The sequence below is a fragment of the Bradyrhizobium sediminis genome, assembly GCF_018736085.1.
In the GTDB taxonomy this organism is placed as follows: Bacteria; Pseudomonadota; Alphaproteobacteria; order Rhizobiales; family Xanthobacteraceae; genus Bradyrhizobium; species Bradyrhizobium sediminis.
This window is the reverse complement of record NZ_CP076134.1, coordinates 907,108-927,392: the sequence shown is the minus strand read 5'-3', so window position 1 is coordinate 927,392 and position 20,285 is coordinate 907,108. Positions and strand designations below refer to the sequence as shown.

The window sequence follows — 20,285 nt, the reverse complement described above, 5'->3', positions numbered from 1 at the left end:
GGTTTCGATCAGTCCGGAACGATGCGCACCGCGCCGCGCGCGGCGCTGGTGGTCAGCGCCGCATAGGCCTTGAGCGCCATCGACACCTTGCGGGTTCGCTTCGCCGGCTTCCATGCCTCGGCCTTGCGGTTCAGCATGGCCTGCCGGCGCTGCGCCAGGACCGTGTCGTCGACCAGCAGGCTGATCGAGCGGGCGGGAATGTCGATGCTGATGCGGTCGCCCTCCTCGACCAGTCCGATCAGGCCGCCTTCCGCCGCTTCCGGCGAAATATGTCCGATCGACAGACCGGAGGTTCCGCCGGAGAAGCGGCCGTCGGTGATCAGGGCGCAGGTCTTTCCGAGCCCCTTCGATTTGATGTAGCTGGTCGGGTACAGCATCTCCTGCATGCCCGGCCCGCCTCGCGGCCCCTCATAGCGGATCACGACGACGTCGCCGGCCTTGATCTTGCCGCCGAGGATGCCCTCGACCGCGGCGTCCTGGCTTTCGAAGATCCGCGCCGGTCCCTCGAATTTCAGGATGCTCTCGTCGACGCCTGCGGTCTTCACGATGCAACCGTCCAGCGCCAGATTTCCCGACAGCACGGCGAGGCCGCCGTCCTTGGAAAAAGCATGTTCGGCGTCGCGGACACAGCCCTTGGCGCGGTCGGTATCGACTTCCTCGAAGCGGCGTTCCTGACTGAACGCCACCTGCGTCGGCACGTTGCCGGGCGCCGCCTTGAAGAAGGTGCGCACGCTTTCGCTCTTGGTGCGCCTGATATCCCAGCGGTTCAGCGCGTCCTCGAGCGACCTCGAGTGCACCATCGGCAGCTCGCGATGGATCAGATTGGCGCGGTCGAGCTCGCCGAGAATGGCCATCACGCCGCCGGCGCGGTGGACGTCTTCCAGATGCACGTCGGGCACCGAGGGCGCCACCTTGCACAGCACCGGCACCCGGCGCGACAGCCGGTCGATATCCTGCATGGTGAAGGGGATGCCGCCCTCATAGGCGGCGGCCAACAGATGCAGCACCGTGTTGGTCGATCCGCCCATCGCGATATCGAGCGTCATGGCGTTTTCGAACGCCTTGAAGCTGGCGATGTTGCGCGGCAGGACCGTCTCGTCGTCCTGCTCGTAATAGCGGCGCGCCAGATCGACGATCAGATGCCCCGCTTCGACGAACAGCCCCTTGCGATCGGCATGGGTCGCCAGCACCGAGCCGTTGCCGGGCAGCGCCAGGCCCAGCGCCTCGGTCAGGCAGTTCATCGAATTGGCGGTGAACATGCCCGAGCACGACCCGCAGGTCGGACAGGCCGATCGCTCGATGATCTCGACGTCGGCGTCGCTGACGGTGTCGTCGGCGGCCGCGACCATGGCGTCGACCAGATCGAGCGCGCGAATCTTGCCCTTGAGGCTGACCTTGCCGGATTCCATCGGGCCGCCCGAGACGAACACGGTCGGAATGTTGATCCGCAGCGCCGCCATCAGCATGCCCGGCGTGATCTTGTCGCAATTGGAGATGCACACCATGGCGTCGGCGCAATGCGCATTGACCATGTACTCGACGCTGTCGGCGATGAGCTCGCGCGACGGCAGGCTGTAGAGCATGCCGTCGTGGCCCATCGCGATGCCGTCGTCGACCGCGATGGTGTTGAACTCCTTGGCGACGCCGCCGGCCTTCTCGATCTCGCGCGCCACCAGCTGGCCGAGGTCCTTGAGATGGACGTGGCCCGGCACGAACTGGGTGAACGAATTGACCACGGCAATGATCGGCTTGCCGAAATCCTCGTTCTTCATGCCGGTGGCCCGCCACAGGCCGCGAGCGCCCGCCATGTTGCGGCCGTGGGTGGTGGTCCTGGAGCGGTAGGCGGGCATGGGCTGTCCTTTTGAGGGTCGGGAATTCGACGCGGCGACCGTCTTCTAGACGGCGAACCCCGCCGGTTGAACGTGGCTCGGCGCAGGGGCGCTATGCGGTCGCCCTTTGGCACGGTCAGGGAAAGTTGGCAATCATTTCGGCTTCGATCGGGCTGCCAGGTCCGCATTGGGTCTGCGTTAGCCCGACAGCTGCCGGTGTGTTGCAGCGCAGCGAAACGAAGGATGAAGGGCCAACGGCGGAGCCCGGTCGCGCTGCGAAGGCCTGTTTGAAACCCACGACTTGTCATTCCGGGGCGGCGAAGCACGAACCCGGAATCTCGAGATTCCGGGAGGCGCATCCCGGAATGAACCCAAGGTCTACCGCTTCTCGATCACGAGACTCTGCACCACGCGACCGAAATAGCCTTCTGTGTCGGCAAGCCGCGCCATGGCGAGGCCTGCGCCATCCGGGCCGATCCAGGATTCCGCATCGAGCAGGATCCACTCGCCGACCGGCTGCCGCGCCATGCTGACGGTGAGGTCGGCATTGATGAAGGTCCATTCACGGAAATCCAGCGCCGCCGAGGTGCCGTTGCAGAAATCGGCCGCCACCACCGCCCGCATCGCCTGCGACACCGGCGCCCCCTCCACCAAAGTGCGGTCGGCGCGATACCAGATCGCGCCTGGACCCGGCGCGCCGAAGCGGCCGCGGGCCGCCCGCAACGACATGCCCGATACAAAGGGGCTCGAGGAGAAGTCCGCCGGCTCCGGGCGCGATTGATCCGGCCCCGGAAGCTCGACCGGCAAATCCGCGACATCGGGCGGCAAGCTCAAAGCCTGCGTCTTGATCTTCAGCACGGTGGCGCCGACCACGACAACACCGTCGGCGAGCAGCCTGACCGCGCAGAGCTGGATCTTGCGGCCCGCGCGCAGGATTTCAGTCTCAAACGTCAGCGGCGCCACCGGCACCGGGCGCATCAGATCGATGGTGACGCGCGCGACCAGCATCGGCACCGGCGTCGGAATGGCTTCGGCCGCCCACACCACCAGCGATGACGGCGCCGAGCCGTGCTGCATGCGGGGGTCCCAGGGGCCGGCGGCATCGGGACTCGTCAGCACGCGATTGCCGTCCACGCGATAGATGGCGTCCATCAGATCAATTCCGTTTCAGCTGGGTTCGGGCTGCGGCGCGGCGCACAACTGGCCGGCCAGCAAAGGCCACACCCGATGCGCCCACGCAACCCCGGTTCGACGAACCGCGCCGAAAAGTGTCGAACTGGCGATCGGTGGTCAACCTGCGGCGGCGAGCGATCTTTCAAAGCCGTTGGGCACTTCGATATCGACTTCAAGCGTCGATACGTGTTTGCCCCGTTCCATCCTGACGATGACCTTCTCCGGATCAAGCACGACATGCCGCGAAACGACGGCGAGGATCTCTGCCCGCAGCAGGCCCAGCAGCTCCGGCTGGCCGCGCATACCGCGTTCATGAGCGAGCAGAATCTGCAGCCGTTCCCGTGCAACAGGCGCGGAAGCATTACGGCCACCGAGAAGCCGCAGCAGATTCATCATGCGGCCCTCCGTCCCAGCAGCCTGTTCATCAGTCCCTTGCGCTCCGTCGGGACCGCCATGGTGACGGTTTCTCCCATCAGACGGCGCGCTGCATCCATGTAAGCGCGGGCCGGCGCGCTGGCGGCGTTATTCAGCGTCACCGGCGATCCGACGTTCGACGCCCGCAACACGTCCTGGCTTTCCGGAATGATCCCGAGCAGCGGCGTTGCGAGGATTTCGAGAATATCGTCAATGCTGAGCATTTCGCCGCGCGCTGCGCGCCCCGAATCGTACCGGGTGATCAGCACGTGCTTTTCCACCCGCTCGCCCCTCTCGGCCCTCACGGTCTTCGAATCGAGCATGCCGATGATCCGGTCGGAATCGCGCACCGACGAGACTTCGGGATTGGTGACGATGACGGCCTCGTCGGCGTAGCGCATCGCCAGCGTCGCGCCCCGTTCGATTCCCGCCGGGCTGTCGCAGAGGATCCAGTCGAACCTGGTGCGCAGGTCCGCGATGATGCTGCCGACGCCCTCGTCGGTCAGGGCATCCTTGTCCCTGGTCTGGGAGGCGGGAAGCAGCCACAGATTCTCAAGACGTTTGTCGCGGATCAGCGCCTGCGAGAGCTTGGCAACGCCCTGCACCACATTGATGAGGTCGAATACAACGCGTCGTTCCGCTCCCAGCACGAGGTCGAGGTTGCGCAGGCCGACGTCGAAGTCGACCACCACCACCTTTTCTCCCATTTGCGCGAGCGCCGCGCCGAGCGCGGCCGTCGATGTCGTTTTTCCGACGCCGCCTTTGCCGGACGTCACGACCAGGACTTTGGCCATTCTTTGCTCCCTTAACCGGTTAAACCAGCGCTGTGATTTTCATGATGTCGCCTTCCAGCCACGCCTGGGCCGGCCGATTGCGCAGAGAGGGGTCTATTTCTTCGGCAGTCTGGTAGTAGCCGTCGATGGCCAGAAGCTCGGCCTCGATCTTCTGGCAAAAGATCCGGGCGGCGGAGTTGCCGTTCACCCCTGCCATCGCCCGGCCGCGAAGCGCCCCGTAGATATGGATCGAACCGCCGGCCACGATTTCCGCACCGGAGCCGACCGAACCGAGCACGGTGACGTCACCTTCGGTAAAGACCACCGACTGACCGGAGCGCACCGGGCTTTCGAGCAGCAGAGAGGTCGATTTCGGTTTGGCTTCGGGCTTTGCGGGTTCGCTGGGCTTGAGCGCGCAGTGGCGTCCGCCCGTGAGCAAGGGCGGCAGGCTCTTGGTCATGTGGCCCTGGTCGACGCCTTCGATCCCGAGCACGCGGATATTCCGCTGCTCGAGGCTCGTGACAAGATGTGCGATGGCGGATTGACTGAGATCCAGCGCCGAGAGGTCGAGCACGACCGGCTTGCCGACAAAGAAACCGGGCGAACGCGCGAGCGTGGCGTCCAGTTCTTCAAGCCAGCCCACGATCGGCACCACCGGACAAAATACAAACGCCACATATGAGCGTCCGCGCAGGCGCACCAATTGTCGCGTTGGCTCCACGATTGCGTCCATGGGGGATCGACTCGCCTTTCCTTATCGAATGGTTAAGAATCGGCGGTCTTGGTTAACGGTTCGTTAATGGCGCCGGTTATTCGGCAACAGGGTGTCAGGTCGCATCCCGCCGAAGAAGAATCCTGTCCTGCTCATGTTCGGACATCGCAATGCGGCATTTGAAAAACCGTGGACTTATTTTGTCGAGTTTGTGGCCGCCCCGCACTTTCGATAGCGCGGTTAATGCCAGCTACCAATGATTCGCGCGCGATTTCGCCACTGTGCCAAAGCTGTTGACCGGCAAAAACTGACCTCAATTCAGTCGAGGTTCCGACCTAATAATGTCTCGCCCCAGCTCCATCACATCTCAGTGACTTTGCCAGCGCGATTGCCGGCGGGTCATTTCCACCGTCGTTCGCGACGGACACTTGCCGGGGAACCAAGGCAATGGAAGGGGCGGAAACGGCGCCGTCGCGCGATTTCAATCGCAGGCTGACGCGCGAAGCGCATGATGCAAAGTCTGCGTCCGGATCTTTGACTCGGATTCCACGGCCGAACTCGTCATCTCGTTCGGCGAGATCGCGTCCCCTCGCCGGCTGGAACCTTTGTCCAATCGTTCCGGAGAAAAATCCGGAGTTCAGTTCCCGCGGCGCCATCCAGCGCCCGGTGCCATTCCCAAGCGTAGCCGTAGTGAGGAGTAGCGTATGAGTAGCTTGAGTGACCACGACCGTCTTGGCCCCGACAATCCCGAGTACTATGCACCGCGCGGGCTGCGCGAAAGATTGGGAACACGACCTCCGCTTTCGAAGGACACAAATTCCGAACCCGCAAGGGCTCCGATCTCCCCGCCGGCCTCTCTCGATATCCAACTCGAGAACGCGGTTTCCAGCGCCTTGTGGCACCCGCTGGACCCCGAGGTCATCCACGAACCGCCGGGGCTGGCCCGCGAACTGGATCGGCGAAAGGCGCTCGTCAGCGTCGTCGGCCGCTTCACGGCCGCCGTCGGCATTTCGGCCGTCGTGGCGCTGTTCTTCGTCATCATGATTCCCGCGTCCCGGCAACCCGACACGGGCGCTCTCGCCGGCATGGTCCAGTCGGTAAAGGCGATGCTGATCCAGCCCGACGCCAGCAACGACGGGCCGAAACCTGCAACGGCCGAGTTTCAGACGATTCTGGCGTCCCCCCAGAATTCTTCAACCGTGACGCGCGAGCAGTCCGAACGACTGCTTCAACAGTTCGTTCAGTGGCGCCAGAAGCCGGCACCAAGCCAAGCGCCTTGAGCAACAACACAAACAGGAAAGAGTGACGATGCTGCCTGATGATCGGTCCAATACGACCACGGTCTCGCGGAGCGCGCGATGCGCTCGCTGGATGGTGCTGCTCATAGGCACCTTGCTCGCAGGCGCCGCGGACGCGGCGCCCGGCAACGCGGAAATAGTGCGCGACCTTGCAAGCCGCGTCGGACCGATTGTTGGTTCGGCGTTGGCCTGCCCGGACATCGCGCGGTCCCGGATCCAGACGATCTCCGACAAGTTCGCGGCCGTGATAAGGGAGGGCTCATCCAACGAGGCCGAGCGAACGAACCTTACGCAACTGTTCGACCGCAGCGTCGCTGACGGCCGTAGCGCCATATCGTCGGGAAGGACGGATTGCAAATCGGCCGACCGCCAGCTGGCGGACCTCGAACGCTCGATCGCCGGGCCGAGCCTGGCGGCGGCCATTGGACCGCCGTCCGCGGTCGCCGCCACTTCGACGGCGCCGATCGCCACCGCGCCTCCTCAGCGCGGCATCACCGACCGGGAAATCCGGTTCGGGATCGCGGCGCCGTTTTCCGGCGCCGCGAAGGAGCTCGGACGCCAGATGAAGCTCGGCATCGACACTGCGTTCAACCGGATCAACGATGCCGGCGGCATAGAGGGCCGGATGCTCCGGCTCATCGCGGCCGATGACGGCTATGAGCCGACGCGGACGACTGAGGCCATGAAGCAGCTCTACGAAAAAGATCAGGTATTCGGCATCATCGGAAATGTCGGAACGCCCACCGCCGTCGTCGCGGTGCCTTACGCGCTCGAGCGGCGAATGCTGTTCTTCGGCGCGTTCACCGGCGCGAATATCCTCCGCAGCGATCCGCCCGATCGCTATGTGTTCAACTATCGGGCGAGCTATGCGGAAGAAACCGATGCCGTAGTCCGCTACCTCGTGAAAATGCGCAAACTGCAACCCAGGCAGATCGCCGTTTTCGCCCAGCAGGACTCCTACGGCGACGCGGGGTTCGCAGGCGTCGCCAAGGCATTTCGCGCGCTCGGCGCCAACGACGGCGCCATTGTTCGGCTCAACTACACGCGAAACACCGTCGATGTCGAGGATGCGGTCAATCAGCTGAAGGCGCAAAAGTCGATCAGGGCCGTGGTCATGGTGTCGACCTATCGAGCCGCCGCGAGGTTCATCGAGAAGACGCGCGATATCAATCCTCAGATGATTTACACCAACGTATCGTTCGTCGGCAGCACCGCGCTTGCCGAGGAATTGAAGCTTCTGGGCGCGCGCTACGCTACCGGCGTCATCGTCACGCAGGTGGTGCCGGCGGTTTCCGGCTATTCATCGATCGTGCTCGAATACAAGAATGCCCTCGCCAAGTATTTCCCCGGCGAAGCGCCTGACTATGTCTCTCTGGAAGGCTTCGTCGCGGCGAACGTGCTGATCCAGGCCATCAAGCGCGCCGGACCGCAATTCGATACCGAAAAGCTGATCGACGTTCTCGAGAACACGCGCAATCTCGATCTGGGCCTTGGCACGTCGCTCAGCTTTGGCCGCGGCGAACACCAGGCTTCGCACAAGATCTGGGGAACCGCGCTCGACGAAACTGGAAAGTTCCAGCCGATCGAACTCGAATAAGGAGCGGTCGGCCGGACGCGATGACGCCGCGCTGAAGGAACATCTTCAGATCAGGCCAGACCTCACAGCGGCGGGTCGATGGCCTCGTCGTATTCCTTCTTGAACCGCGCGATCAGTTCGGCGGCGGGCACGATCTTGCCGACGCTGCCGACACCCTGGCCGCTGCCCCAGATGTCCTTCCAGGCCTTCGGCTTGGCGCGCTCGCCCGTGGCGTCGGTGCCGAAGTTCATTTTCGACGGGTCGGACTCCGGCAGGTTGTCCGGGTCCATGCCGGCGGCGACGATCGACTTCTTCAGGTAGTTGCCGTGCACGCCGGTGAACAGGTTGGAATAGACGATGTCTTCGGCGGTCGAGGTGGTGACCATCTGCTTGTAGCCCTCCACCGCATTGGCTTCGGTGGTGGCGATGAAGGCGGAGCCGATATAGGCGAAGTCGGCGCCGAGCACCCGCGCCGCGCGGATCGCGCGGCCGTTGCCGATCGCACCCGACAGCGCAACCGGCCCGTCGAACCATTGCCTGGTTTCCGCCACGAACGCGAACGGCGAGATCTCGCCGGCATGGCCGCCGGCGCCGGCGGCGACCAGGATCAGGCCGTCGGCGCCCTTCTCGATCGCCTTGTGGGCGAACCGCTGGTTGATCACGTCGTGAAACACGATGCCGCCCCAGCGATGCGCGGCCTGATTGAGCTCTTCGCGCGCGCCGAGCGAGGTGATGATCATCGGCACCTTGTGCTTTTCGCAAAGCGCCAGGTCGTGATCGAGCCGGTTGTTGGATTTATGCACGATCTGGTTGACCGCGAACGGCGCCGACGGCCGCTCGGGATGCGCCTTGTCGTACGCGGCCAGCTCTTCCTTGATCCGCACCAGCCACTCGTCGAGCAAGGCCGGCGGACGAGCATTCAGCGACGGAAACGAGCCGACGATACCCGCCTTGCACTGCGCGATCACGAGATCGGGCACTGAAATGATGAACAGCGGCGATCCGATCACGGGAATCGACAGACGACCCTTGAACAAGGCAGGCATGGACATTCGAAAAAATCCTCTTAGCTCATTCGGGGAAGGCGTGGTGCATTGGCCGGATAAATGCCAGACATCATACCATGAAGGCAAATCCGCCGTTTTCGCTTGTGCCAAGGCGCTACTGGCATAGCGCGCGGGTCACGTAATTTTCGGTCCGGCAGTCGCCCGGCTCGCGTTTGTGGCCCGGCAGATACACCCTGGCCGAGCACTTTTCCGCAGCATCGGTATCGAGGCTCTTGCCTTCCTTGTAGCCCTTGCTCTGGCAGAGCTTGTCCGCGCCGGCCTTGCAGTCCGGAGCGCCGTTGGCCGACACCGGACACCCCATGCGCCCGGTCACCATCAAGGAGGGCTTGGCCAGGCGCGACAGGCTTTCGCCGGCGTCCTTGGTGACCTCCTTGGCACGGGTGTTGAGGTCCTCGATGGTCTCCTGCGGGCTTTTCAGGGGCGGCAGGATCGACTTGGATTTCTCCCACAATTTTCCGAGTTCGTTGATCAGACCCGGATTTTCCTCCTGCGCCGGCGGCTGGGGCGGCGGCGCAGGCTCGCTCTGCCGGGGCGCGGGCCGGTCCGGCACTGTTTGCTGGGCCGGCGACTGGACGCCGAGCGAGGATGGCGGCGGGGGTGCGGCCTGCGGCCAAGAGGCTTGCGTGGCCATGACCAACATCGACAGCGCCGCGCAGGCGGTCGCGACATGCGTCCTGGACAGCGCCAGGATGTTGCCGGTGCGATCGAGCATAGCAGCGAGCCTAACCCGAACCCGCCAACCAGCAAAGCGCTTCACGGCAGCGTTCAAATCAATCGAAATGCAATGTAGAATCCGAGCACCAGCACGGCGGCGCCCAGCGCCACCCACAGCCCCAGATGTTTCTCGATCCTGGTCCGGATCCATTCGCCGTAGCGGTTGAGCAGGATCGCCACCACGAAGAAGCGTCCGCCGCGTGCGATGATCGAGCACAGCACGAATAGCCAGACGTTGTAACCGGCGAAGCCCGAGGTGATGGTCACGAGCTTGTAGGGGATCGGCGTCAGACCCTTGCCGATGATGATCAAGGCGCCCCATTCGGCATAGGATGCGCGGAAGGCTTCGACCTTGCCGCTGAGACCGTAGACCTGGATCAGCCATTGCCCGAGGGAATCGTAGAGCAGCGCGCCAATGGCATAGCCGACGATGCCGCCCAGCACCGAGGTTACGGTGCAGACCATGGCGTAGAACCAGGCCCGCTCCGGCCGCGCCAGCGACATCGGGACCAACATCACATCCGGTGGCACCGGAAAGAACGAGCTTTCCGCGAACGATACCGCGCCCATGATCCAGACCGAGTATGGCTTGTGGGCGGAGTCAATGCACCAATCGTAGATCCGTCTCAGCATGGCGCGATGAACCACCATGGAGCGGATTTGTCTATGCCGCGAAGTGCCCGAATTTGAGGTGGATTAGTGCCGCTTGCGCAGGCTGCGGCCTTCAAGCGCGACAATTCGTCGCCGGACGGCCGGGGAAGCGGCCGGAGTCGCAGCCGAAGCCCCAGCCGACTTCGGCAGTTTGACGGACGATTTCGGCAGCTTCTCGGCGATGCCGAGCAGATGTTCGCGCCGCTCCATCTCGCGCCAGACGTCCTCGGGGCGGACGCCGGCCGCCGCCCACAGCACGGTGAGATTGTAGAGAAGATCGGCGCTCTCGCGGACCACCGCATCGGAATTGCCATTGACGGCATCGATCACGACCTCGATGGCTTCTTCCGCCAGTTTCTTGGCCATCTTGGCCGGGCCACGCTGAAACAGCCGTGCGGTTCGCGACGTTGCCGGATCGAGATCCTTGGCCGCGAGCACTGCCAGATAAAGCCTGCCGAGCGAATCACTCATCGTTCGAAACTAGTCGAATCCGATGGAAAGCGTGTTAACGGCAGGCCTTTCCGCACCCCAGGCCGAAGGAAATCCGCCGGCATCGTTAAGGCCGGCGGACCGAAGTCGGTTCGGGAAGGCAACGCTTACCAGCCACCATAATAGCTCTTGGCGCCATCATAACCGTACCCGCCGTAACCGTATCCGCTGCGTTCGCCGTAGTAATAGGGGCCGCCGCCGTAATAGACCGGGCCACCGCCGTAATAGACGGGACCACCGCCGTAATAGACCGGCCCGCCGCCATAGTAATAATCGCGGCGGTTCTGGGCCGCGGCAATCGCAAGACCGGTGCCGACAATACCGGCGAAGGCCGCTGCCGCGGCAGCGCCGCCGCCCCGATAGTAACGGCGGCGGGCGCTGAAGTCGGTGGCGTCGCTGGTGGCGGTCGCCGCCGCCAGACCCTCGCCTGCAGGCGCGGACCCGGCGCGCGCCATCGACGGCTCGACTGCCGTCAGCGCCAACGCCGCCACCGTCGCCATGACGGCGGTACGACCGATCGATGAAAACGAACCTTTTCGCGCGAACATTTCAATGTCCTCCGTGGCAGCCTGGCCTGGCAGGCCTCGTCAAGCTAACCACTGGCCTCCACGTTAGGTTCCCCAATCCGAATGCAAGCTGAACGATCGGTGTCGAAATCATGGCACTCATCGACCGTTCAGATATCCTGCGGCAGAATGCCTGCCTCCGGCGCTGCAGGCGTCATCAAACAATCATAGCCGGCGCGGCTAGTGCCCTCCGGTCCCGATGTAATCCCGATGCTTGTAGGTCAAACCATCTCAACCCGCTGCTTCCTGGCTTTGTTGACGAGCCTGCTGGGTTTTGGCTGGCTCGGTGCGGGAGAAAGCCGGGCTGCCGATGAAAAGCCCCCGGTTGCGGTCCAGTTTTCCCTCGATCGTCCGATCGACGCCAGTGCAGCCCCCTTCGTGCTGGCGACGGCGAAGGGTTTGTTCAGTTCGGAGGGGCTTTCGGTCAACACCAATATCGCCAGCGGATCGGCCGACGGCATTGCCCGCGTCGCCGCAGGGACCAGCGATTTCGCGCTGGTCGACATCAACGAACTGATCCGCTTTCGCGACAAACCGGGCGCCCCGCCGATCAAGGCGGTGTTCGTGCTGTTCAACAAGGCGCCCTACGCCATCATTGCCCGCAAGAGCCGCGGCATTCACGCGCTCTCCGATATCGAGGGCAAGACGCTGGGCGTCGCCCAGGGCGACCTGTCGATCCGGCTGTGGCCGGCCTTGGCGCGGCAGAACGGGATCAAGGTCGCGGGCGTGAAGCAGCACAAGATCAGCGCCGCCGTGCGCGAGCCGATGCTGTCGGCGGGTCAGGTCGATGCCGTCACCGGATTTTCCTATCTGTCGGCGGTCAATCTGAGGGATCGCGGCGTTCCGGCCGACGACCTCGCGGTGCTTCGATTCGCCGACTATGGCTGTGAGGCCTACGGCTTCGCGCTCATCGTCAACCCGGCATTCGCCGCCGCCAAACCCGAGGCGGTGAAGGGTTTTCTGCGCGCGGCGATTGCCGGCACCCATCTGGCGATCAAGGAGCCGGGGCACGCGGCGGATGAAGTCGTCAGCCGGATGGATGGCGGATCGCACGATCTCGAGCTGGAACGCCTGCGCAGCGTCATTCGCGACAACATTCTCACCGGCGAGGTGAAGCGCAACGGCATCGGCAGCATCGATCCCGCCCGCTTCGACCGGTCGGTCGGCCAGATCGCCGAGGACTTCAAATTCCAGAAGCGGCCGGCGGTACCGGATATTTTCGACGATTCCTTCCTGCCGCCGATCGCCGGCCGCCTGATCAACTGAGCAAAACCTCGGCGGACGCCTGTATCTCCCCGGCGATCCCTGATTAGAATGCGGGCCTGACCCGCCGTCCGCCCCGTGAGTCCCGCCCGCATGTCCATGCTTCGCCTTTATACCCGCGTCCTCGAACTGCTCGGCAAGGAAGCGCGGCTGGGCTGGATTCTGGCCGGCGCCAACCTGCTCTTGGCCGGCGCGCAATTCGCCGAACCGGTGCTGTTCGGCCGCATCATCGACGTGCTCTCCGGCAAACCCGTCAGCGGTCCGCTGGCGTCTTCGTCGGCCTGGCCGCTGCTGGCGGCGTGGGCGGCGTTCGGCCTGTTCACTCTTCTGTGCAGTGCGGCGGTGGCGCTGCACGCCGACCGGCTGGCGCACCGCCAGCGCCAGGCGGTGCTGACGAATTATTTCGAACACATCATGCAGTTGCCGCTGACCTTCCACACCGGTCACCATTCCGGCCGGCTGATGAAGGTGATGCTGAACGGCACCGACTCGCTATGGCGGCTCTGGCTCGGATTTTTCCGCGAGCATTTCGCCGCGATCATGTCGCTGGTGGTGCTGCTGCCGCTGGCGCTCTACATCAACTGGCGGCTGGCGGTCCTGCTGTTCGTGCTGTGCGTGGTGTTCACGGTGCTGACCACGCTGGTGGTGCGCAAGACCTACGGCATGCAAAGCGAGGTCGAGGAGCATTACAGCGACCTGTCCGCGCGCGCCTCCGACGCGCTCGGCAATGTCGCGCTGGTACAAAGCTTCGTGCGCATCAGCGCCGAGGTCGAGGGCCTGCGCTACGTCGCCGACAAGCTGCTGGCGGTGCAGATGCCGGTCTTGTCGTGGTGGGCGCTGGTCACCGTCATCACGCGGGCGTCGACCACCATCACCGTGCTCGCGATCTTCACCGTCGGCATCGCGCTGCACGGGCAGGGCCTCACCTCGGTCGGCGAGATCGTGATGTTCGTGAGCTTCGCCACCATGCTGATCCAGAAGCTCGAACAGGTGGTCTCCTTCATCAACAACGTGTTCATGGAGGCGCCACGGCTGCAGGAATTCTTCAACGTACTGGACGCGGTGCCCGCGGTGCGCGACCGGCCCGACGCGATCGATCCCGGCCGGCTCTCGGGCCTGGTCGAATTCAAGGACGTCTCATTCTCCTATGACGGCAAGCGGCCCGCGGTCGAGGATCTTTCCTTCACCGCGCTGCCTGGCCAGACCATCGCGCTGGTCGGTCCCACCGGCGCCGGAAAATCGACCGCGATCGCGCTGTTGCATCGCGCGTTCGATCCGCAGTCTGGCTTCATCAGGGTCGACGGCATGGATGTCCGCGGCCTGACGCTGACGGCGCTGCGGCGGAACATCGGCGTGGTGTTTCAGGAAGCGCTGCTGTTCAACCGTTCGATCGCCGACAACCTGCGCGTCGGCAAGCCGGACGCATCGGAAGAAGAAATGCGGATTGCGGCGGGCCGCGCCCAGGCGCTGGAATTCATCGAGCGCAGCGAGCACGGATTCGAGACCAGTGCCGGCGAGCGCGGGCGCATGCTGTCCGGCGGCGAGCGGCAGCGACTGTCGATCGCGCGCGCACTATTGAAAGATCCGCCGATCCTGATCCTCGATGAGGCCACCAGCGCGCTCGATGCCGTCACCGAAGCCAAGGTCAACGCGGCGCTGGACGAGGTGATGAAGGGACGCACCACGTTCGTGATCGCGCACCGGCTTTCGACCATCCGCAACGCCACGCGTGTCCTGGTGTTCGACAACGGCCGCGTGATCGAAAGCGGAACTTTCGACGAACTGGTGGCGCAAGGCGGCCGTTTTGCGGAACTCGCGCGGGCCCAGTTCATGGTGCAGGAAAATGCGCGGGCCAGCATCCAGGCGCCGCAACCGGACAGCGCCGCCGTCAAGAGTTAGCCAATGCCGAAAAATCGGCCTATTTCGTCCACGATTTAATCGCACAGCCTCTGTTCCGGGCCCCCAAGCAGGTATAGGTTTGCAACCGCCGTAACCGACGGCGCCGGACACGCTTGAAACCCGAACGTCACACGCCAGACCTCCTCTTCGAAGGCGGGTCTCAAAGGACCGGAATCGGATAGTGCAGTTTCTTCGCCCCTCGCTTCGCAAGTCATCGTTGAGCTGGATCGTTCTTGCCGCAGCGCTCGCCGTTCTTGCGCCGCGCGTCGTGCTTGCGGAGGCGCTGCTGGTGGTCGAAGCCGATACCGGCAAGGTGCTGCAGGCCGAGAACGCAACCTATCCCTGGTATCCCGCGTCCGTCACCAAGATGATGACGGCCTATGTCACGCTGAAGGCGGTCAAGGAAGGCCGGCTGTCGCTCGAGAGCACGTTGACCGTGTCGCCGGTCGCAGCCTCGCAGTCGCCTTCCAAGATGGGCTTTCGGCCGGGAACCCAGGTCACCGTCGAAAACGCGCTGCTGATGATGATGGTGAAGTCGGCCAACGACATGGCCGTGGTGCTCGCCGAGGGCGTCGCCGGTTCGGTCGACGGTTTCTCCGCGCAGATGAATTCGACCGCGCAGCGGCTCGGCATGACGCAGACCAGTTACGTCAATCCGAACGGCCTGCCCGCCGAGGGCCAGGTCACCTCGGCGCGCGATCTCGCGATCCTAGCCCGCGCGATCCTTCGCGACCTTCCGGAATACGAATATTTCATGCACACGCCATCGATCCGGTTCGGCCGCCGGGTCACGCAGAATTTCAACAAGCTGATCGGGCGCTATCCGGGCGCCGACGGCTTCAAGACCGGCTTCATCTGCGCCTCCGGTTACAATCTGGTGGCCTCGGCCACGCGCAACGGCAAGCGGCTGATCGCCGTCGTGCTCGGCGCGTCGTCGGGGCAGGCGCGCGCGGTGAAAGCCGCACAATTGCTCGAGCGCGGCTTTGCCAACAACACATTGTCGTGGCTGCGGCCCTCGCTCGGCACCGTCGACAATCTGGCGCCGGTCGACGCCTCGCCGCCCAACCTGCGCGACGAGATGTGCAACGGCAAGCGCAAGCGGCCCGCCAGCGACGAGGACGAGGACCTCGTTGCCAGTGCCAACGGTGCCAGCAGCGGCGAAGCCGCCGTCACCTTCTTCACCGCCGGACTGCAACCGCCGATGGCAAAGCCGTCCGAACTGCTGGCGGCGGCGCCCGCAACGTCGCAGCCCGTCGTGGTCTACACTGGCCCGAAGAAGACCGGCGCCGCCCTGATCGCCGCCGTGGCCGTGGACGAGCAGAAGCAGACGACGCGCCATCGCGGAAAGAAGTCCCGGCTCGCAGCCAGGAAACCGGACGCCACGGCCGAAGCGAGGACTGCGGGCAAGGATGCCAAATCCGAAGCCAAATCCGAAGCCAAGTCTGAAGCCAAGTCCGACGGCAAACCTGCCGCGAAACCCGTCAGGCAGGCACACGCCAAGCCGTCGGCCGCCCCCAAGACATCCGACAAGACATCCGACAAGGCTTCCGACAAGCCGGCTGCCGCAACCGACAAGCCTGCCGCGAAGCCGGCCAAGCCCAAAGCTGCTGCTGAAAAGCCGGCTGCCAAGCCCGCGACCAAGCCTGCTCCAAAGAGCAGCGAAGCCAAGCCTTCCGACCCAAAGACCGCCGCCGCGCCGCGCAGCTGAGCCTGATTTCGGCCGGCCGGGTTAACCACCGATGCGTCGATAACGCGCAGCCGCTTGCCATCGGCCGCCGCAATGCTCAATACTGCCGGAAATAAGGCGTCCCGGCCTGACAAACAGGGAACAAACCGGAGGGGAAATACCATGGAGCGCATCTGGCTCAAGCAATATCCGGCCGGCGTGCCCGCCGATATCGACGTGACCCAGTACTCATCGCTCGTCGAATTGCTGGAAGAAAGCTTTGCGAAGTTTGCCGACCGCAAGGCCTTCATCTGCATGGACAAGTCGATCAGCTATCGCGATCTCGACGAGATGTCACAGGCGCTCGCCGCCTATCTGCAGAGCAAGGGCCTGCAGAAGGGCGCGCGCGTCGCGCTGATGATGCCGAACGTGCTGCAATATCCGGCATCGACCGCCGCGGTGCTGCGCGCCGGCTACGCGGTGGTCAACGTCAATCCGCTCTACACCCCGCGCGAACTCGAGCATCAGCTCAAGGATTCCGGTGCCGAGGCGATCGTCGTGCTCGAGAATTTCGCGCATACGGTACAGCGGGTGATCGCGAAGACCGCGGTCAAGCATGTCATCGTCGGCAGCATGGGCGACCTGCTCGGCTTCAAGGGCGTGATCGTCAATCTGGTAGTGCGGCGCGTGAAGAAGATGGTGCCGGCCTGGTCGATCCCGGGCGCGGTCAGCTTCAACGACGCGATCGCGGCCGGCCGCGGCATGAGGCTCAACAAGCCGCAGCTCACGCGCGAGGACGTCGCTTTCCTGCAATATACTGGCGGCACCACCGGCGTCTCCAAGGGCGCGACACTGCTTCATCGCAACATCCTCGCCAACGTGCTGCAGAACGACGCCTGGCTGCAGCCGGCGCTGAAAAAGCCGCCGCATGTCGACGAACTGTTCATCGTCTGCGCGCTGCCGCTCTATCACATCTTCGCGCTGACGGCGTGTTTCCTGCTCGGCGTGCGCGCCGGCGGCGTCAACCTCTTGATCCCCAATCCGCGCGACATGCCCGGCTTCGTCAAGGAATTGATGAAGTACCAGGTCAACAGCTTCCCGGCGGTCAACACGCTCTATAACGGCCTCTTGAATACGCCCGGATTCGAAAAGGTCGATTTCTCCAAGCTGAAGACCTCGTTCGGCGGCGGCATGGCGACGCAGAAGGCGGTTGCCGAGAAATGGCTGAAGACGACCGGCTGCGCGCTGTCGGAGGGCTACGGCCTGTCGGAAACCTCGCCGACGCTGACCTGCAACCCCGCCGATACCGACAAGTTCTCCGGCTCGATCGGGATTCCCGTACCCTCGACCTACCTCTCGATCCGCGACGACGACGGCAACGAAGTGCCGCTCGGCACCGCCGGCGAGATCTGCGCCAAGGGACCGCAGGTGATGGCCGGTTACTGGAACCGGCCCGATGAGACCGCCAGGGTGATGACCGCGGACGGTTTCTTCCGCACCGGCGACATCGGCGTGATGACGCCGGACGGCTACACCAAGATCGTCGATCGCAAGAAGGACATGATCCTGGTGTCGGGCTTCAACGTCTATCCCAACGAGATCGAGGAAGTGATCGCGAGCCATCCCGGCGTGCTGGAATGCGCCGTGATCGGCGTCGTGGACGCCAAGTCGGGCGAAGCCGTCAAGGCGTTCGTGGTCAAGAAGGATCCCAACCTCACCGCCGAGGACATCATCAACTTCTGCCACGAGCAGCTGACCAACTACAAGATCCCCAAGCATATCGAATTCAGGACCGACCTGCCGAAGACCAACGTCGGCAAAATCCTGCGCCGCGAACTGCGCGACGAGAAGAAGGCCGCGGCGGCCTGAGCCGCCGCCTCCTCCCCGTCATTGCGAAGAGCGAAAGCTCTCGAAGCAATCCACTCGTCATTCCGGGATGGTGCGCCAGCACCAGACCACAGATGTGCAATTGCACATCGGGGAATCTCGGGATTCCGGGTTCGATGCGTTCGCATCGCCCCGGAATGACGGCCTCACCTCCATCAAACGATGGTGATGCGCTTTCCATCCCCCCGGGAAATGCTTTAAGAAAAATCCGCACCCTTCAAGGAGAGTAGACGGTGACCATCAAAGTTGGCGACAAGCTGCCCGAAGCGAAGTTTCGCGTGATGACGGCGGAAGGGCCGCAGGTCAAGACCACCGACGACATCTTCAAGGGCAAGAAGGTCGCGCTGTTCGCGGTGCCCGGCGCCTATACCGGCACCTGCCACAAGATGCACCTGCCCAGCATTTTCCTCAACGCCTACGCCATCAAGGACAAGGGCGTGAACACCATCGCGATCGTCTCGGTCAATGACGCCTTCGTCATGAACGCCTGGAAGCGCGACACCGACCAGCGCGACGAGGCCACCTTCCTCGCCGACGGCAATGCCGACTTCACCAAGGCGATCGGCATGGAGCTGGATGCTTCCGGCAATGGGCTCGGTATCCGCTCCAAGCGCTACTCGATGCTGGTGGACGACGGCGTGGTCAAGACGCTCAACCTCGAACCGGCGCCCGGCAAGGTCGAGGTTTCCGGCGGCGATACGCTGCTCGGGCAGCTCTGAGCCTCCGTTAGCGCATCTGCATCGATGAAATGACGTCATGCCCGGGCTTGTCCCGGGCATCCACGTTCTTGCTTGCGAATGGCACTAAAGGCGTGGATGGCCGGGACAAGCCCGGCCATGACGGTTGTCGAACACCGGCGCCCCCATCACTCCAGCCTCGTCTTCAGCCGCGCCATGGCGACGCCGTCGCGGGCGAGTTGATCGGCGCGCTCGTTTTCGTCGTGGCCGGCGTGGCCCTTGACCCAGTGCCAGCGCACCTGATGCTGATGCAGCGCCGCATCGAGCCGCTGCCAGAGGTCAACGTTCTTGACCGGCTTCTTGTCCGCGGTGCGCCAGCCGTTCCTCTTCCAGCCATGGATCCAGCCGGTGATGCCCTGCCGCACATACTGGCTATCGGTGTAGAGGTCGACGGTGCAGGGCTTCTTCAGCGCTTCCAGCGCCGAGATCGCGGCCATCAGCTCCATACGGTTGTTGGTGGTATGCGCCTCGCCGCCCTTCAATTCCTTCTCGACATCGCCGAATTTCAGGATCGCGCCCCAGCCACCGGGGCCGGGATTGCCCGAACATGCGCCGTCGGTATGAATGATGACCGAGGGGGGCGAACTCACGCCACCAGCCCCGAGGTTTCGACGCCGTAATCGCGCATGCTGGCCACGCTTTGCTGGAACCGCAGCTTGCGGACATATTCCAGCGGATCCTTCGGGCGCACCAGCGCGCCCGGCGGCACGTTGAGAAAATCGACCAGCCGCGTCAGCAGGAAGCGCAGCGCAGCGCCCCGCGCCAAGAGCGGCAGCGCCGCCTGCTCGGCCTCGGACAAGGCGCGCTCGCGGCCATAGGCGTTAAGGAAGGCGCGCGCCTTGGTGACGTTGAACGAACAATCGCTCTCGAAGCACCAGGCATTGAGGCAGATTGCGACGTCGTAGGCCAGCATGTCGTTGCAGGCGAAGGTGAAATCAATCAGGCCGGAGACCTTTTCACCGAGAAAGAACACGTTGTCCGGAAACAGGTCAGCGTGGATCACGCCTTGCGGCAGATTCTTCGGCCAGACGCCGCCTTCGAGATAATCGAGCTCGGCGCGGAGAAAATCAGCCAGGCCGTGCTGCAGTTCGTCGGCACGCGAGGCGGCCTGATCGAACAGCGGACGCCAGCCCGATACCGACAGGGCATTGGGGCGCGTCATCGCAAAATCGCGCCCCGCCAGATGCATCTTCGCCAGCGCCTGACCCACGCCGGCGCAGTGCGCGGCGTTGGGCTTGCGCGGCCAGATGCCTTCGAGAAAATTGATGATGACCGCGGGCCGGCCGGCCAGTTCGCTCAGCGCCTCGCCGCTCTTGTTCTTCAGGGGTTGCGGACAAATGATGCCGCGGCTGGCCAAATGCGCCATCAGGCCGAGAAAGAACGGCAGCTCGTTTCTGGCGACGCGCTTCTCGTACAGCGTCAGGATGAAATAGCCGGAGGAGGTGTGCAGCAGGAAGTTGGAATTCTCGACGCCCTCGGCGATGCCCTTGTAGGACAGGAGTTCGCCGATCTCGAAATGGCTCAAAAATTCCGCGAGCTCGTCGGCGGCGACGTCGGTGTAGACCGCCATC

19 protein-coding genes are annotated in these 20,285 nt (G+C 64.0%); 7 read left to right on the top strand and 12 right to left on the bottom strand.

Features of this window, described 5'->3' with window-relative positions; genetic code table 11:
• Positions 1-8: 8 nt before the first annotated feature.
• The 5 genes from ilvD to minC form a co-directional block, all read right to left on the bottom strand.
• Complete coding sequence (gene ilvD, locus KMZ29_RS04420) at positions 9-1,850, bottom strand: dihydroxy-acid dehydratase (RefSeq protein WP_215622621.1); 1,842 nt, start codon at positions 1,848-1,850, stop codon at positions 9-11.
• 357 nt (positions 1,851-2,207) lie between these two features.
• Positions 2,208-2,981 (bottom strand): thioesterase family protein, encoded by a 774-nt coding sequence (locus KMZ29_RS04415; protein WP_215622620.1) that lies wholly within the window; start codon positions 2,979-2,981, stop codon positions 2,208-2,210.
• Positions 2,982-3,119: 138 nt separating this feature from the next.
• A complete protein-coding gene (gene minE, locus KMZ29_RS04410; protein WP_215606553.1) occupies positions 3,120-3,395 on the bottom strand; it encodes a cell division topological specificity factor MinE in 276 nt (91 codons plus the stop codon).
• Positions 3,395-4,210, bottom strand: a complete 816-nt coding sequence (gene minD, locus KMZ29_RS04405; RefSeq protein WP_215622619.1) for a septum site-determining protein MinD — start codon at positions 4,208-4,210, stop codon at positions 3,395-3,397. The genes minE and minD overlap by 1 nt, the downstream gene beginning before the upstream one ends.
• A gap of 19 nt (positions 4,211-4,229) precedes the next feature.
• The gene (minC, locus tag KMZ29_RS04400; protein ID WP_215622618.1) at positions 4,230-4,922 is read right to left on the bottom strand and encodes a septum site-determining protein MinC; all 693 of its coding nucleotides are present in this window, start codon (positions 4,920-4,922) and stop codon (positions 4,230-4,232) included.
• 692 nt (positions 4,923-5,614) lie between these two features.
• Between minC and KMZ29_RS04395 the strand changes: the two genes are divergently transcribed.
• Positions 5,615-6,181: a hypothetical protein gene (locus KMZ29_RS04395; RefSeq protein WP_215622617.1), complete on the top strand. Its 567-nt coding sequence runs from the start codon at positions 5,615-5,617 to the stop codon at positions 6,179-6,181.
• Between the two features lie 28 nt (positions 6,182-6,209).
• Positions 6,210-7,796 carry an ABC transporter substrate-binding protein gene (locus KMZ29_RS04390; RefSeq protein WP_369810075.1) on the top strand — a complete coding sequence of 529 codons (1,587 nt, stop codon included), beginning with the start codon at positions 6,210-6,212 and terminating at the stop codon, positions 7,794-7,796.
• A gap of 62 nt (positions 7,797-7,858) precedes the next feature.
• Here the strand turns inward: KMZ29_RS04390 and KMZ29_RS04385 are convergent, their stop codons facing one another.
• The 5 genes from KMZ29_RS04385 to KMZ29_RS04365 form a co-directional block, all read right to left on the bottom strand.
• Complete coding sequence (locus KMZ29_RS04385; protein WP_215604858.1) at positions 7,859-8,827, bottom strand: NAD(P)H-dependent flavin oxidoreductase; 969 nt, start codon at positions 8,825-8,827, stop codon at positions 7,859-7,861.
• A gap of 109 nt (positions 8,828-8,936) precedes the next feature.
• Complete coding sequence (locus KMZ29_RS04380; RefSeq protein ID WP_215622616.1) at positions 8,937-9,554, bottom strand: hypothetical protein; 618 nt, start codon at positions 9,552-9,554, stop codon at positions 8,937-8,939.
• Positions 9,555-9,607: 53 nt separating this feature from the next.
• Entirely contained in the window at positions 9,608-10,207 is a 600-nt protein-coding gene (locus KMZ29_RS04375) for a YqaA family protein (protein WP_215622615.1), read from the bottom strand.
• Between the two features lie 45 nt (positions 10,208-10,252).
• Complete coding sequence (gene hisE, locus KMZ29_RS04370; RefSeq protein WP_215622614.1) at positions 10,253-10,678, bottom strand: phosphoribosyl-ATP diphosphatase; 426 nt, start codon at positions 10,676-10,678, stop codon at positions 10,253-10,255.
• Between the two features lie 125 nt (positions 10,679-10,803).
• Complete coding sequence (locus KMZ29_RS04365) at positions 10,804-11,244, bottom strand: hypothetical protein (RefSeq protein ID WP_215622613.1); 441 nt, start codon at positions 11,242-11,244, stop codon at positions 10,804-10,806.
• A gap of 228 nt (positions 11,245-11,472) precedes the next feature.
• Here KMZ29_RS04365 and KMZ29_RS04360 point away from each other — a divergent pair, with 228 nt between their 5' ends.
• The 5 genes from KMZ29_RS04360 to KMZ29_RS04340 all read left to right on the top strand — a co-directional run bounded on the left by KMZ29_RS04360 (position 11,473) and on the right by KMZ29_RS04340 (position 18,696).
• Positions 11,473-12,528, top strand: coding sequence for an ABC transporter substrate-binding protein (locus KMZ29_RS04360; protein ID WP_215622612.1), 1,056 nt, complete (start codon positions 11,473-11,475; stop codon positions 12,526-12,528).
• Between the two features lie 90 nt (positions 12,529-12,618).
• Positions 12,619-14,424 carry a glucan ABC transporter ATP-binding protein/ permease gene (locus KMZ29_RS04355; protein WP_215622611.1) on the top strand — a complete coding sequence of 602 codons (1,806 nt, stop codon included), beginning with the start codon at positions 12,619-12,621 and terminating at the stop codon, positions 14,422-14,424.
• 181 nt (positions 14,425-14,605) lie between these two features.
• Positions 14,606-16,132, top strand: a complete 1,527-nt coding sequence (locus tag KMZ29_RS04350; RefSeq protein WP_215622610.1) for a serine hydrolase — start codon at positions 14,606-14,608, stop codon at positions 16,130-16,132.
• Between the two features lie 141 nt (positions 16,133-16,273).
• On the top strand, positions 16,274-17,959 hold the full coding sequence (locus KMZ29_RS04345) for a long-chain fatty acid--CoA ligase (protein ID WP_215622609.1): 1,686 nt from the start codon (positions 16,274-16,276) through the stop codon (positions 17,957-17,959).
• 251 nt (positions 17,960-18,210) lie between these two features.
• Positions 18,211-18,696 (top strand): peroxiredoxin, encoded by a 486-nt coding sequence (locus KMZ29_RS04340; protein WP_215614652.1) that lies wholly within the window; start codon positions 18,211-18,213, stop codon positions 18,694-18,696.
• Between the two features lie 146 nt (positions 18,697-18,842).
• On the opposite strand, the gene rnhA is transcribed toward KMZ29_RS04340, so the two are convergent.
• Together rnhA and KMZ29_RS04330 are read right to left on the bottom strand one after the other, a co-directional pair.
• Positions 18,843-19,304, bottom strand: a complete 462-nt coding sequence (gene rnhA / locus KMZ29_RS04335; protein WP_215622608.1) for a ribonuclease HI — start codon at positions 19,302-19,304, stop codon at positions 18,843-18,845.
• Positions 19,301-20,284 carry a homoserine kinase gene (locus tag KMZ29_RS04330; protein ID WP_215622607.1) on the bottom strand — a complete coding sequence of 328 codons (984 nt, stop codon included), beginning with the start codon at positions 20,282-20,284 and terminating at the stop codon, positions 19,301-19,303. The genes rnhA and KMZ29_RS04330 overlap by 4 nt, the downstream gene beginning before the upstream one ends.
• Between the last annotated feature and the right edge of the window lies 1 nt (position 20,285).